This is a genomic window from Novipirellula methanifontis, assembly GCF_052161655.1.
In the GTDB taxonomy this organism is placed as follows: domain Bacteria; phylum Planctomycetota; class Planctomycetia; order Pirellulales; family Pirellulaceae; genus Novipirellula.
On the sequence record NZ_CP197418.1, the window covers coordinates 10,065,501 to 10,080,381 of the forward strand.

Genomic DNA, 14,881 nt, shown 5'->3' on the forward strand with positions numbered 1-14,881 from the left:
AATGACGGCGTGAATCAACAGGGTGGCGTTGCATGGAGTGACTTGTGATGCCGAGTGACAACTCAACCGATACCGCAGGCGAACCCGCCCCAACCCCGAGGGCGCCAGCACCTACGTCCCATGTGGATGAAACGATCGGTGCAGACTTCCAAATCAATGCAAGGGTCGATTTAGCCGGCCTAGAGTTCATCCAAGCGGCAGAGTCGAAAGATCACGGGCGAGGACAACAACTCGGCGATTTTCGACTGCTGCGAGAAATCGGACGAGGTGGCATGGGCGTGGTGTTCGAGGCCGAGCAGGTTTCGCTACATCGCCGCGTTGCCTTGAAAGTGCTGCGGTTTACATCGCTCAGCGATGCGGAAGCGATCGATCGCTTTCGTCGCGAGGCCGAAACGGTAGCACATTTGCATCACACCAACATCATCCCAATTTTCTATGTTGGATTCGAAAAAGGCGTTAACTTTTTCGCGATGGAGTTCATCCAGGGACGCAGTCTTGCCGATGTGCTCGGCGAGACTGCGACCCCGATCGATCCCCTGACGGCAATGAATTGGGGCGTCCAAGTGGCCGACGCGCTCGACCACGCGCATCAACGTGGCGTCATCCATCGAGATATTAAACCATCCAATCTGTTGCTCGACGAAGAGGACCGAATCTGGCTAACTGATTTTGGTCTGGCCATGCGGATCGACAATGTGGCGCTCAGTATGACCGGTACTGTCATCGGGACGCCGCGTTACATGAGTCCGGAACAAGCTTCGGCATCGCGTCATCGGTTAGACCATCGCACGGATCTTTATAGCCTCGGAGCCACGCTGTATGAATTGATGACAGGGCGGCCTGTCTATTTGGCCGAGACGCCTCAGGAAGTCATCAATCAAATCTTGAACCAAGAACCGGTTCCACCTCGCACGTTGTCACCGGCGTTGTCACGTGACATGGAAACGATATTGCTAAAGTGCTTGGCAAAACAGCCCGAACAGCGATACGAATCGGCCCAATCACTAGCGGACGATTGCCGAGCGGTTCTCGACGGTCGTCCGATCAAGGCGCGTCGAGCGAATTGGATCGAACGAAGTAGGCAGTGGGCTCGGAAGCATCGCCATGCACTGACATTGACCGCTCGATCGGTCGCAGCGACCGCAGCGTTATTGATCGTCGTGTTGTTGTTGACACAAAGCTATCGGCAAAGCCAACTTGTTCCCGTGTCGTTTGCAACGAACACGCCTCCGTTGGCGGCGGTCATTCGCGACAGCACCGGAGAACTTGTCGCACGCCAGACCGTGCCGACTCAGCAAGCGATCGACATTACCGCGGGTCAGTATCAGGTGCAGGTTTCCGGTGAAAGCCGGCTGAGCGAAACCTACAGTGTGAATCTGGCTCGAGGCCAATCGCCCAAGTTTGATGTCAACCTCGACGAATCGCTATTGATGCCCCCGTTGGAAATTACCCACACCTACAAAATCGTGGGGACGGGTGGACATAGCTTGATCGTAATGATGGACGAATCGGGGCTGCGATGTTTCGACCCACAGCAAAATCAACTGCGGTGGACAACCGCACTGGAGAAAGCGGGCCAGCCTCTGCTGAAGACCACAAGCGGTTGGGTGTGGCCGTGGAAGCGTTTGATGAGCAACAGTCCTTACGCCGGTTGGGGCAGCTTTGACCTAAGACCTTTTATCGTTAGCCCCGCAGTGGATCTGAACGGCGACACCGTCGACGACTTTGTTGTGGCGGCACGTCACCAAGCGATCGTGTTCGCGATTTCTGGAGCCGACGGCGCGTTGCTGTGGACCTCTGCACCGGGTCATGATCTGCATCAAGAAATCAGCAACGATTTGCAGCGTCATCTCCAAGGAGTCCGCAGCAGCGTTTTGTACCCACCGACCGCGGTCGACGATGTAAACGAGGACGGCGTCACCGATTTCGCCGTGATGATGGCCGAGCAAGCCGATCCATCAGCGGAGGTGCGACGTTGGCTTCAAACGGTGTGCGGACAATCGGGAAAAACGATCTGGCGACGCGACTTTAGCGAGTCCGATTTTGTCACGCCCGCAACGCTGGATGTGCCCGAATGCGTTCGTTGGTTTTATGGCTCCGCCGCCGCCGCAACCTCGGTCGGTGGCATTGAAAACCAATTTTTTCCAGACGGCGTACGACGCGAATTGCCTCGGCTCGAACGCACCGGATATTTCCACCACGTCCCCAGTCCGGCGGTGTTGGCGTCCTGGAACACGTCCGCCACAGTGTCGCCAAAACGGCTGACGATGATGGTGGGCTCGCGACTGATTGCCTACGACACCGTCACCGGAACCCCGATTGGCCAGCCGATCGATTGCGGAGTGCAACCGAGCCGACCCCCGGTCGTGATCGACGTCGATGGCGATGGAGCCGATGAAGTGATTCTGACGCAGAGTTTGCCCGCCATCGTCACCCCGGCCGCCAACAGCCCCACCTCACACGTGCGGATCGCCGTCTGGTCACTGGCCGATGCTCGGATGCTGTGGACTTTCGATGCACAAGCCGAACTGGCGGTTGCAGATTGGAGCCAAACCGCGATCGATCCACCGGCATGGCCACAGGTTGTCGACCTTGATAACGACGGGCAATACGAATTGATTTTTCCTAGTGGCACGTCCAAGGCCAACGGAAACGCCGTTCGAGCGTGGGGCGAGATCGAAGTTCGCGATGCAACCACTGGCCAGCGACGATGGAAACGAAAACTCAAGACCATGGACCAACAAGTAGACCATTTCTTGACCGGTCCCGACATCAACAACGATGGCATTTCCGATGTGTTTGTCGCCACGCTGTGGTCGCGAGGTTTCGATTTGTATGTGGATGCGTTTTCCGGTCACGATGGAACGCCTCTGTGGGTGGAACGGCATCCTTTGTCGGGACAGACGGACATTGCGAGTTACCGTCTGGGGCCGCCGTTGTGGTGGAACGCGGGAAGTGACGGATGGCCTCAGTTCCTGGTCCCGGTTCATCCGATGCAGGGCCATGAAAAACCATCGCTTGCAGTTGCATTTTCAGCCGGAACAGGAAAGGTATCCCGAGTGGGCTCAAATTTGGTTTCATTCCAAGCCGCCGCGGGACAGCAAGGTGGGATCGAGGACTTGTTCGCTTTTATTCCCCGTCAACCGAATGCACTCGATGCTGGCGGGACACTGATGGCTTTCCGAGGACAACCACGTGAATTGTGGAATCGTATGGGCGAACGCTGGTCCGCCACCGTCGATTTGAATCAAGACGGCGTCCGTGACCTGACTCGGGTCGAACCAGACGGAACCGTGCACGCGTCCTCGGGACGTGATGGACGCGCGTTGTGGAAAACGAAACTACCCGAAAAAGACCTGCATTATCTACGTGTGGTGGCTGCGCTACCGCGACAAGACGGATTTCTCGGTTCGGGATTCCTGGCCGATGATTATCGATTGCATCAGCCCACAAATGGCCCCGAGCAAACTTCGCAGCCAGCCCCCGGCGACTTTGACCGCGATGGCACCATCGACTTGCTGCTGTACGTCAGCAACTTAGCCAAGCCAGAACCCAGCGTGCCGCTTTTCGCGATCTCAGGACGAACAGGCCGCCGCCTCTGGGCTGCCGATTTTCAGACGCGTTATGTCGCCGGAGTCCATGCGATGGATGTCCGCGACCTCGATGGTGATGGGACCGCCGAGGTGATCTGGGTTGCCGCAAGCGACTGGAATTTCCCTGAGGACCGCGAGTTCAACACCCACCAAAAACAATTGGGTTTGTTTGTTTTCTCAGGCCGTAGCGGGCGACGGGTCTGGCACGAACCGCTGACGAAGCGTTACGGGCTATCCCCCGGCGACACGCTTTCACCAATCGAATTTGACCAGGGAACGGTCCCGCTTTGTATCGATGATCTGAATGCTGATGGGGTTCTCGACATCGTCGTCCCCGGCGATGCAGCGATGACGGCGGCGGAATCCGCGATCGGACCGCAGCGTCAGGAACTGCGAACGCTGGATGGCAAAACGGGATCCCGTTTGTGGCAGATCGACGTCCCTCCGGCACGCAATCCAACGTATGCGTTTAGCGAAATGCCCCCCGCCGCAGTGATCGATTTAGAGCATGACAAGAACCCCGAATTGATCACGCTGCATTTTGATACGCCGACGGACGGGCAACGTTCGATCGCCATCTTGCGAGCGTTTTCCGCCGCTGATGGTCGTGAACGCTGGGCACGCGAGTTCGAGGTCTCTGCGGGATGGGGACAAGGCCACGTCAGTGACTACGAGTATCGATATCGTCCGCGAATCATGCCACTGCGAACCGCCGCGGGACCGCAACGGATCTGCCTGCACTGGTTCGATGGCACGCCCCGAGTGATTGTCGTGGATCACCTTGGCAAAACGCTCTCGGATTTCCGCATCGACCCTCCGCAAGGAATCCTTAGCGGACGCAGTCGCGTCGTGGCTTGTGATACGGATGGTGACAACAACAACGAACTCGTGCTCATCCATCAAAACCGTCTGATGGCAATCCGTCCCGATACGCCCGACTCGCCGCTGTGGAAACGCGATTTGATCGCGACTGCGGATGACCAGATTGAAGGCCTCTTGCCTGCCTGCGAAACGCATCCCAATCTGATCCTAGCCCATCACCTGTTCGCTCCCGGAACGCTCTACGCCTTGGATGCTGAAACGGGTGAATTAGTCTGGAATTTGTCCGTTCCGCCAGCCAAACCAGGCGTCCATCCGTTATTAACCGCCCCAGGGCAACTGGCGATGCTGAGTGATACCGGTCGTGACCATCCTGCTTGGTTTGTGCTTCAAAATCAACTGAATGTCAGTGTGCGTGAGGCCACGATGGTTCCGCGACTTGGCGAACGTGCTGCAATGCAAACACGGGTAACTGCAAACCTAAACTCTGCAAAGACATCACCCCGCGAAAGTCACCCGCTGCCCTGGAACCCTCGTCCCACGGAACTCGCAACCCTACCGACTCTGATTTCATGGGCGGTGTTTTACTGTGTAATGCTGATCTACCTGCCCGGCGCCTACCTGCTGCGATCATTTAAATTGCGGCAATGGAGTTTGCGCTGGCTCTTACTTTCGCCGCTGGTCGCCGCGATGCCGCTGATTGCGTTGCTCATTGACTCGCCAGTCATAAACAAGGCGGACCTCGTGACAAAGGTGGCAATTGGGCTCGTTACCTTACCGGCGGTGGTGGCGAGCCTCCATTTGCTTCGCTGGTTGGTAACGAAAAAGTGGTGGCCGCTCGCCACTTGGCTCACGGTTTCGCTTGTCATCTCGGCGGTAATTGCGTCGCTCGCGATTATCGTCACACAATACGCCAGTCCCCATGCGATTGAGCCCGGCGAACATTACACGTCGAACGGTTGGTGGTTCATTTGGTTTTACGGAGCCTATGTGACAGCCGCGCTGTTAACGGGCTGGATCGTCGTGATGGCGATGGTGCACCTCATTAAATCCGCAATGCAACGAATCCAGAGAACGTAAGGCGAAGGTGTAAGTTCGCAAGGGTAAAACAGGCGTCGTCCAATTAGGGACGGCGGAAGTGATCGGCGGTTAGCGTTACGGTGCCCATGTCATTCTTGCCCGCCTGAATGCTGTAGCGGAACCGGTTACGTGGCCAATCCTGTTGTTTACCGTTGACTGTCACGGATCCCAATACCCCCTTTGCCGCCTCAACGAACACCCGAAAGGTGAGCTCTTTCTCTGGCAGATCACGGATGACCAATTTGCCATGCACGTCACTCACGCCCACGTAGCGATGCTCTAACACCACCACATAGGCGTTCATCCACGGATGAATATTGCACTGGACCGGCAGTGGCGCCGGTTCCGGCAGGTCAAGTTTCATCCGACGCGCTCCGTACACCGGAATCAGCTGCCCAGCGGGAGAATTGCGGAATATGCTGACATTCGCGTTATGGCCCACCGAATCGGAATTCGTCAAATTGAGAGTGTCACCCGCCTGCATCACCAAAATGTGCGGATCGAAACGGCAATGCTTGCTGGTCAGCGTGTGAGTTCTTTTGAGGGAGGGAACCTGTGCAACCTCACTACCGCCACGTCCCGTGTAAAGGTAGACGACCACGTTCTTGATCCCACGATCCTGAGAATTGACCAGCAGACTTTCGTCGACCAACGGATGCTGGCCACAGAACTCAGCGTCCTTGTCAACTTGGATCGCCTCCGGCACCGGCAATTCGCCTGCGTACTGAAAGCGAAGCGACAAATCGCCGCCACTTAAAGTCCCCCCGCATGCCACCATCAACGCAACGAACGCAAATGCTTGAACCTGTGGTCTTGTTCGTATCTCAGTCAATTGACTTCGCATGTTGTGTAGCATGTTCTTCCAATTTTGCTGTCACGCTGTGAAACTCTTCATCGCTGGCGAACGCCGTTCGAGGCACGTAAATCGAAACACCAGAATCAGGCACCAAAAAAAAGCCGTTGGGTGTTACCGTGACAAGTCCAAAGGCGTTGTACGTAAGCGTGCCGTCGCTATTTGCTGTAGTGATGCGAATCTTGTCGACGGTGAACGTCAATTCTGCGGTCTTGTCGACTGCAACGGATGCCAACTGTTGACGCACCCAACGAAATCGGTGAGTTGCAGCATCGAAGAAGTTCAAAACGGCAACAACTAAAACCCCGTAGCAAACCGCGGGCTGCAAATGCATCAGAAACAGTCCAGTGACGGCGACGCCAACAAACACGATAGCAACAGGAATCGCGAATCGTCGCCATCGGCTTCGGTACGTTAGCCAAGTCGCATAGAAGCTCTCGAAGTATTCGCAGTCATAGTTGATCGTTGCAACAGCGTTCATACCGCATTCTGGTCTAGTAGTAAAAACAGACAAAGTACCTGGGTGAGACGTCTCCGAACTCGATATTGTACAGAACAATGGTACGCCCCACTGCTGACATTATCAGCCCTAATCTAAGTCTCTGTCGCTCAGGATCAGTCGCCGAGTTTGATCCGCACGGCTATCGCGAATCGTCCTTGGACTAGCTGGCCCGCTATCGAAAATGACTGGCCGAAAGTCTTGGCGACTTTCGCTACGGATTGTGAGCCGAATTTCCCAAAGCTCACGCAACACAGCCCTCCCAGCAGCCCCTAAACTAAAGCCCTCTCCCCATCTCCCACTCTCCCCATCTCCCACCTATGAAACCGATCGTTCAAATTTCACTCGACTTGACCAATATCGCCGAGGCGATCGAGACCGCACACTTGGCGATTCGAGCGGGCGTTGATTGGCTCGAAGCAGGCACGCCACTGATCTTGGCCGAAGGACTGCACGGCGTGCGTGCACTTCGTAGCGAGTTTCCGGACGTGCCGATCGTCGCTGATCTAAAGACAATGGATGGCGGTTATTTGGAAGCCGAAATGATGGCCGGCGCCGGGGCGACCCATGTCGTCGTGATGGCTCGGGCACACGAGGAAACCGTCCGCTGTGTCGTCAAAGCTGGAAAAGATTTTGGCGTCCAAGTGATGGGCGACAATATGGTCTCTGATGACATGGTCGCGGGCGCGAAATGGCTCGAGGATCTCGGCTGCGACTTCGTCATCCATCACATCGGTTACGACGAACGACGAGGCATCGCGGCGCGAGGCGAGCGGATGCCAAGTCCCCTGGACCAACTCCGCGAAGTCTGCCAAGCCGTCAAAGTCCCAGTGCAAGCGGTTGGCGGACTGAGTTTAGAACAAGCGATTCAGTGCCCCGCGTACGGCGCGCCGCTGGTCGTGCTGGGCGCCCCGCTGACGATCGATGCCGATTCGTTTAAAACCGCCGATGGGGACCTGGAATCGTCACTGCGTTTGATCTGCGATGCAGTGCATGGAGAGGGGAAAGAAAGTGAGGAGTGAGGAGTGAGGAGTGAGGAGTGAGGAGTGGGGAGTGGGGAGTGGGGGAGACGGAGAAGTAGAAGTGTGGGGGTGATAACAGGCTGGCAGCCTGCACTACGTTACTTAAGTGAAAAGTTGGAATGATGAAATCTGCTGCGGTTGTGAACTTTGCTCCTGAAAAAGGTTGCGTCGAAATTCGCGAACTCGATCGGCCCGAAATCGGGCCCGACGATGTGCTGCTACAGGTCGCCAACGTCGGGGTCTGTGGCAGCGATCTGCACCAGTGGACCGCAGACCACTCGTGGCCCGTCAATTACCCCGTCGTGCTCGGTCACGAATTCGGCGGCCATATCGTCGAGTTGGGCGCGAATGTCGAAGGTTGGAGCGAAGGTGACCGTGTAGTCAGTGAAACCGCTGCGATCATCGATCAACAAAATCCGATGTCACGCCGGGGACTGTATAACCTGGACCCCACTCGCAAAGGGTTTGGTTACGGGGTGAACGGCGCGATGACAAAGTATGTCCGCGTCCCGGCACGGATACTGCATGCCATTCCGGACGCCTTGCCGTTTGAACATGCGTGTCTGACCGAACCCTGTTGTGTCGCCTACAACGCGGTCGTCAAGAACGCTTCGATCGAACCTGGGGACCGGATCGTCGTGCTCGGCCCCGGCACGATCGGAATTCTGTGCGCCGCGATGGCACGACTGTGCGGTGCCGAAGTTGCGTTGGTGGGACTCGATTCGGATCGCCATCGACTCGAAATCGCTAGGCAATATGGTTGTGAAGCGATTATCGGCGATGCGAAACCGTGGGCAACCGAGCGTGATGGACTCGGGTGTGATGGAGTGATCGATGCTGCCGGCGCCAGTATCACGCTGCAGATTGCGATGGACTTGGTCCGTCCGGCGGGCTGGATTTCGAAAGTCGGTTGGGGCCCGCAACCGCTGGGATTCAACCTCGATCCACTGGTACAGAAGAACGTTCGACTGCAAGGCAGTTTCAGCCACAATTGGCCCATTTGGGAACGGGTGATCGCGCTGCTCGGAAGCGGCCAATTGGACGTCAAACCGATTATCGGCGGCGTTTGGCCGATTACCCAGTGGCACGAAGCGTTTGAAAAAATGCATCGCGGCGAAGTCGTTAAATCGGTGCTGAAGCCCGTGTAGGACCTTTGTGGCATGCGATGATCCAGTGAGCCGCGACGCGTAAGCGGCCGGGTCTTTGAAGGTACCCGGTGCCTTACGGCCCACGGCTCACAATTGCAGCTCCCCGGGGCAAAGAAAAATGGTTCCTCACTTGGATTTTGTTGGAGCCCCCGGCTTGTAGGATCTTTAGCAAGATCCACTACATTTCTTGAAATTGATTGACGACGACGCGACAAATTGGATCGAGCTATGCCAACGCCAACACACACACCAAAACTTGCTGCCTTTCCTAAAGCGTTTATGCAGGAGCTCTGCAAAGATGGCACGATGAGCGTGTCGGAGTGGATTGAACTCGCCTCGAAACTCGATATCCAGGGCTTGGAGTGGTACGCCGGATTTCTGGAGATGGCAAACGAATCGAATTGGTCGGGGTTTCGCAAGCAAGTCGAAGATCACGGTAAGGTCATTCCGATGGTCTGCTGCTCACCCGACTTTACCCACCCTGACGCCGCGTTTCGGGAGCAAGAAATCGCGAAACAGAAACGCTGGATCGAGATGACTCACGCGCTCGGCGGTTCGTATTGCCGAGTACTCAGCGGCCAACGGCGCCCCGAACTGACGATTGACGAAGGTGTTGCGTACGCAGTCGAATCGATCAAAGCGTGTTTGCCCTTTGCCGCCGATCGCGGTATCACGTTGATCATCGAAAACCACTACAAGGATGATTTCTGGGAGTATCCCGAGTTTGCTCAGAAAATGGATATTTTCTGTCAAATCGTCGACCGCATCGACCATCCGCATTTCGGTGTTAACTATGATCCGAGTAACACGTATTTGGCAGGCGAAGATCCGATCGAGTTACTGCGGCGTGTTTCACATCGTGTCGTGACGATGCACGCCAGCGATCGCTATTTGATCGAAGGGACGCTGGAGGATCTGCGACGCGAAGAAGGTGGCGCGGTCGGGTACGCAAAGCGACTCAGCCACGGCGAGATCGGCAAAGGGCTGAACGACTACGACGCGATTTTCAGTGAACTGAAACGAGTCGGCTTCGCCGGCTGGATCAGTATCGAAGACGGCGTCGACGGCATGGACCAACTCGCCCGCAGCGTCGAATTCCTGAAACAAAAAATCGCCCAGCACTGGCCGTAGTGGACGTGGCTACACGTCCCTTCGGTTTTGGACATCCCTTCGCCCCCATAATCCTGGCAACGATTCCCCCGCGTTGATACGCTCAGGATCATTAGCAAGATCCACAACCTTCCTTCCCCAACGACGCCCACCAATGAAACATACTCTCTCATTTGCACTCGCAATACTCACCTGCACTGCGACCTACGCGGATACTCCCGACTCGAAAGAGACACACCCCAGCGGTGACGCGAGCGTTGTCACCCAGATGCCTGGATTGGTTGCCTTCTGGACTTTTGGTGAAGAGGCGGGTGAACCGCGACAATCGACGTCAACCGAGCAAAACTACCCGTTAGCCGAAGTCGGCGGACCGATCAGGCGAGTCGAGGGCGGTCCTTTTTCGGGATATGCCGCAAACCTGAACGGCAAGCAATATTTTAAAGTTCCGTATGCCGAGACGGGGGCACTGAACATTCATGGTCCGCAGGCCCAGGTCAGTATGTTTGCGGTTGTGAATATCCATAACTTGCGGCAGAGCCGGACAATCGCAGGGATGTGGAGCGAAGGAAAAGGGGCGAATGATGACTCGGGTACGCGTCAATACGCACTGTTGATGAACATGCCGACTTACGGCGGTCCGAACCAATTGGTACCTCATATCTCCAGCGAAGGCGGAGTGACCCGTCGTGCGGACGGCAGTGCGTTTCCGTGGTGTGCCGATTATGCAGCGACACGGCAAGCCGTGCCCACAGATCGCTGGTGCACATTGGGGTTCACCTATGACGGCGACTACATTCGCGCTTACATCAACGGCGTGCTGGACAAGCGAGAGCTCGATGCGGTGAAAGATCGACGCGATGATCGCTACTTCACCAGCGAAGGCCCCGATGGCAAAGACCGTGGGATGAACCCGTATTATCACGGCCGAGGCATCTTTGGTTACGACGCTGAAAAACATGCCAAGACCAAACCAGGAGGCGGTTCGGACTTCACCGTCGGCGCGCGTTACGCAGTCGGATCGTTCACGCGTGAAGCGACAATCGGCCGCTTCGGTGGCCTGGCCGTCTTCGATCGAGCGATTAGCGACACCGAGATGATGAAGCTGCACCAAGCCGCCAACATCGAAGCCCTGAATTCACAAAATTCCTCCACCAACCCTCGCTAGCACATTTCCCCTCGTAGTGGACGAGGTTACGAGTCCCCTCCCCCCGCATCACCGCAATAGACGAGGCTACGAGTCCCTCCTCATACCTAGCCGCGGAGACTCGTAGCCTCGTCCACTACGGCGCTCTCCTCACTCCCTCCCCGCCGCCAACATGATCGCTCGCTGCACCCTATTCTTAATCGCATTGGCGCTGCATCCGATGCAGGGCCGAGCCGACGACTCCTCCGTCACCACAGCCGACGTCTGCGTCTATTCCGCGACACCCGCCAGGATTGCCGCAGCAGTCAGCGCCGCCAAAGCAGGCCACACGGTTACCCTCGTCGAACCGACCGATCGCATCGGCGGTTTGGTCACAAGCGGATTAAGCTACAGCGACTTTCGCTCCTTTGAATCACTGACGGGATTCTTCCTCGATTTTGCCAATCGCGTCGAAGCCGACTACGTCACTCGCTATGGAGCTGACTCGGAGCAAGTCAAAGCCTGTTTCCGAGGCACGCACGGTGAACCTTCGGTCAACCTAAAAATCTTTGAACAGATGTTGGCCGAGCATGCCAAGATCACGGTGATCCGCCTGCAGCAAATCAATTCGGTCCAATCAACCGAAATGAAGCTTGGCCGCAAACAAATCGAGTCGGTCCAGTTCCGCACCGCCGATAGTGACATGGCCACGGTGGTTGCGAAGATGTATATCGACGCCAGTTACGAGGGCGACTTGATGGCGATGGCAGGTGAACCCTACCACGTCGGCCGCGAGTCTCGTTCCCAATACGGTGAACCGATGGCTGGCAATGCCGACGGCCAGGCGGATGGGCAAGTCCAAGGTTACAACTTGCGTTTGATCATGACGGCCGATGAGTCGAACAAGCGAATGCCGGTCGCACCGGAGGGCTATCGACGCGAAGACTTCGTGGACGTGCTGGAGGTTTTCGCCAGCGGCAAGTTAAAAAAAGTGTTCGGCAGCGGCCACGACGGGATTTTCCGAGCCCATGTCCCTTTTCTTCCCAATGGAAAAACAGACGTCAACGATACGCCTCGCGCTGCCGTACGGCTGTCGATGCCCGATATCAATGACGGCTATCCTGATGGCGACGCCGCCACGCGTGCCGAGATTCGACGTCGCCACTACGACTACAACATCGGCTTGCTTTACTTTCTGCAGAACGACGACGCGGTTCCCGCAGTGATCCGCGATGATGCTCGCCAATACGGTTGGTGCAAAGATGAGTTTATCGAAACCGGTGGCGTGCCGCCTCAGTTGTACATTCGCGAAGCTCGGCGGATGGTCGGTCAACATGTCTTCACAGGACACGACACCGAGCAAGCCGCCGGAGATGCTCGCACAGTCCTGCACCGCGACAGTATCGCGATCGGCGACTACATCCATAATTGCCATGGCACGGGGCGTGAGGGGACGCGGTTTAACGGCACCCATCAAGGCGAGTTCTACAAAGTCATTCCGCCCTATCAAATCCGTTACGGCGTGATCGTGCCACAAAAAACCGAAAACCTGTTGGTCCCAGTCGCATGTTCGGCGAGCCATTTCGGCTTTGCCGCCTTGCGACTTGAACCCATCTGGTGCTCGCTCGGACAAGCCGCCGGATGGGCGGCCGCGATTTCCATCAGAGACAACACCTCGGTGCAAAGGGCGGACGTTGAAAAAATTCAGCAGCATCTGCATGCGGATCGCAGCGCCACAATCTACGTCGCTGACGTTCCGCCAACATCGCCCCACTTTGCCGCCGTTCAGTGGCTCGGAACCCGCGGTGGGCTGCACGGATTGGCGAGTGCGGAACAGCCCAAAGCAAAATCACTTGGCGGCCAATACAACGAAGCCTTTGCTGGACACTCGGCTGAATTGGACCTGCCAATGGATACCAAACTAGCCCAGCGGTGGTCCGAACTGCTGGAGACGCCCCTCCGCGAAGGGCTGGCGAATCGATCGCTCACGCGTGGTCAATGGATCACGGGGGTGTATGATGCAATCCAAAAGTGATCCAATGTTGGATAGGCTTCCAGCCTGTCAAATCCGAATAGTCTTTCCGTAGCGAAACTCGCCAAGAGTTTCGAATGGCTAGCTAAGCATGGACGAAAGCCTTCGCGACTCTCGCTACAAGCTGGGAATTTATCATAGTCGCCTTTCGCTCCGCGAAAGTACGCCCAGTAAACGCAACTTTTGCGGAGCAAAAGGCGACTATCACTACGTAAGTCCGACCCGAAAGTCTTCGCGACTTTCGCTACCTGAAATTAAGTAACCTACCATGATAAAACGACGAACTTTTTTACAGTCCACACTGGCCGCGACTCTGACGACATCGCTGGCCAACCCTGTTTTTGCCGCCAAATCGCAGCGGCCTCGCATCCTGCTGCGTTCGTCTTGGCAAGTCGTCAATATCGGCGACATCGCTCATACGCCCGGCGTGCTGGCGCTAATCGAAAAACACTTGCCTGATGCCGAGGTCATCTTGTGGGCCTCGGGCGATTTGTCCGAAGAGGTTGCGGCAATGGAACACGGGCGTTTTCCCAACCTGCGAATCGTGAAAGGCTCGATCCGCGGCGATGGCAAGGCGTCCAACGCCGAGCTGCAAGACGCGATTACGTGGTCCGAATTTTTGCTGCACGGATCGGGCCCGTCCTTGGTGGCCGCTCGCGATGTAGCAGCGTATGTCAAACACACGGGCAAACCGTTTGGCGTCTACGGGATCACTCACGGTTCGTTCTTGTCCGGCGACGACAAGGAACTGCTCAGCAAGGCGAAGTTCGTTTTCTTTCGTGATTCGGTTTCATTGGAATTAGCGAAGCAGCAAGGCGTTGATTGCCCGGTGATGGAGTTTGGACCGGACGGTGCGTTCGCTTGCGATTTACGTGACGATGCCAAGGCCACTGCGTTTCTCGCAGCCAATGGACTCGAAGACGGCAAATTCCTGTGTTGTCAGTCGCGACTTCGGTACACCCCGTACTGGACGATCCCCAGCAAGAAACGCGACATTGATCCACAGCGGCATGCGCATAACGAAGCGATGAAGGAGCGTGATCATGCTCCGATCCGCGAAGCGATCGTTCGCGTGGTTCGCGAAACCGACTTGAAAGTACTGATCTGTCCCGAGGACATGACACAGATGAAAGTGGGTAAAGAAAACTTGTACGACAAGCTACCTGCGGATGTGAAGCCGCGAGTGGTGTGGCGAGAGAACTTTTGGCTGACCAACGAAGCGCTCAGCGTTTATGTACGCAGTGCGGGACTGTTTGGCAGCGAGATGCATTCGCCGATCATGGCGGTCGGCAACGGCATCCCCGCGATCGTGTGCCGGTTCGCCGAGCAGACGAGCAAAGGGTTCATGTGGCAAGACATCGGGCTGGGTGATTGGTTGTTCGATCTTGACATCGAAGACCAATCCGCAAAGATCCCCGACGCTGTCGTCGCGATGGCCAGCGACTTCACCGCCGCGAAAGCCAAGACCGAAGCCGCCCGCCAATTCGTACAGAAGCGGCAACGCGAGACAATGCAAGTCCTAGCAAACCAGTTCACCTAAGCGTCCCGTAGTGGATCTTGCTAAAGATCCCAAGCATGAGTTTTGCAGGGAAGTAGGGCCAG

Annotated in this window: 9 protein-coding genes; 7 read left to right on the forward strand and 2 right to left on the reverse strand. The window is 56.4% G+C overall.

What is annotated here, in order from left to right; genetic code table 11:
* Positions 1-47 precede the first annotated feature (47 nt).
* Complete coding sequence (locus tag SH528x_RS35805) at positions 48-5,492, forward strand: protein kinase domain-containing protein (protein WP_442508201.1); 5,445 nt, start codon at positions 48-50, stop codon at positions 5,490-5,492.
* A gap of 43 nt (positions 5,493-5,535) precedes the next feature.
* Here SH528x_RS35805 and SH528x_RS35810 read toward each other — a convergent pair whose 3' ends face one another.
* Together SH528x_RS35810 and SH528x_RS35815 are read right to left on the reverse strand one after the other, a co-directional pair.
* A complete protein-coding gene (locus SH528x_RS35810) occupies positions 5,536-6,336 on the reverse strand; it encodes a methylamine utilization protein (protein ID WP_442508202.1) in 801 nt (266 codons plus the stop codon).
* Entirely contained in the window at positions 6,317-6,826 is a 510-nt protein-coding gene (locus tag SH528x_RS35815) for a YcxB family protein (RefSeq protein ID WP_442508203.1), read from the reverse strand. Before SH528x_RS35815 ends, SH528x_RS35810 begins: the two co-directional genes overlap by 20 nt.
* A 338-nt stretch (positions 6,827-7,164) precedes the next feature.
* On the opposite strand from SH528x_RS35815, the gene SH528x_RS35820 reads away from it, so the two are divergent.
* From SH528x_RS35820 to SH528x_RS35845, 6 genes are all read left to right on the forward strand, one after another.
* Entirely contained in the window at positions 7,165-7,866 is a 702-nt protein-coding gene (locus tag SH528x_RS35820; RefSeq protein WP_442508204.1) for an orotidine 5'-phosphate decarboxylase / HUMPS family protein, read from the forward strand.
* A gap of 122 nt (positions 7,867-7,988) precedes the next feature.
* Positions 7,989-9,014 (forward strand): zinc-binding dehydrogenase, encoded by a 1,026-nt coding sequence (locus SH528x_RS35825; protein WP_442512238.1) that lies wholly within the window; start codon positions 7,989-7,991, stop codon positions 9,012-9,014.
* A gap of 228 nt (positions 9,015-9,242) precedes the next feature.
* A complete protein-coding gene (locus SH528x_RS35830) occupies positions 9,243-10,145 on the forward strand; it encodes a sugar phosphate isomerase/epimerase family protein (RefSeq protein WP_442508205.1) in 903 nt (300 codons plus the stop codon).
* 133 nt (positions 10,146-10,278) lie between these two features.
* Complete coding sequence (locus tag SH528x_RS35835) at positions 10,279-11,289, forward strand: hypothetical protein (protein WP_442508206.1); 1,011 nt, start codon at positions 10,279-10,281, stop codon at positions 11,287-11,289.
* 151 nt (positions 11,290-11,440) lie between these two features.
* Positions 11,441-13,282 (forward strand): FAD-dependent oxidoreductase, encoded by a 1,842-nt coding sequence (locus SH528x_RS35840; protein ID WP_442508207.1) that lies wholly within the window; start codon positions 11,441-11,443, stop codon positions 13,280-13,282.
* Positions 13,283-13,547: 265 nt separating this feature from the next.
* A complete protein-coding gene (locus SH528x_RS35845; protein ID WP_442508208.1) occupies positions 13,548-14,819 on the forward strand; it encodes a polysaccharide pyruvyl transferase family protein in 1,272 nt (423 codons plus the stop codon).
* The last annotated feature ends 62 nt before the right edge of the window (positions 14,820-14,881 follow it).

Coding starts and splice junctions, on each gene's coding strand:
- SH528x_RS35830 (WP_442508205.1), top strand. CDS start 9,243: ATGCCAACGCCAACACACACACCAAAACTTGCTGCCTTTCCTAAAGCG.
- SH528x_RS35825 (WP_442512238.1), top strand. CDS start 7,989: ATGAAATCTGCTGCGGTTGTGAACTTTGCTCCTGAAAAAGGTTGCGTC.
- SH528x_RS35820 (WP_442508204.1), top strand. CDS start 7,165: ATGAAACCGATCGTTCAAATTTCACTCGACTTGACCAATATCGCCGAG.
- SH528x_RS35815 (WP_442508203.1), bottom strand. CDS start 6,826: ATGAACGCTGTTGCAACGATCAACTATGACTGCGAATACTTCGAGAGC.
- SH528x_RS35840 (WP_442508207.1), top strand. CDS start 11,441: ATGATCGCTCGCTGCACCCTATTCTTAATCGCATTGGCGCTGCATCCG.
- SH528x_RS35835 (WP_442508206.1), top strand. CDS start 10,279: ATGAAACATACTCTCTCATTTGCACTCGCAATACTCACCTGCACTGCG.
- SH528x_RS35845 (WP_442508208.1), top strand. CDS start 13,548: ATGATAAAACGACGAACTTTTTTACAGTCCACACTGGCCGCGACTCTG.
- SH528x_RS35805 (WP_442508201.1), top strand. CDS start 48: ATGCCGAGTGACAACTCAACCGATACCGCAGGCGAACCCGCCCCAACC.
- SH528x_RS35810 (WP_442508202.1), bottom strand. CDS start 6,336: ATGCGAAGTCAATTGACTGAGATACGAACAAGACCACAGGTTCAAGCA.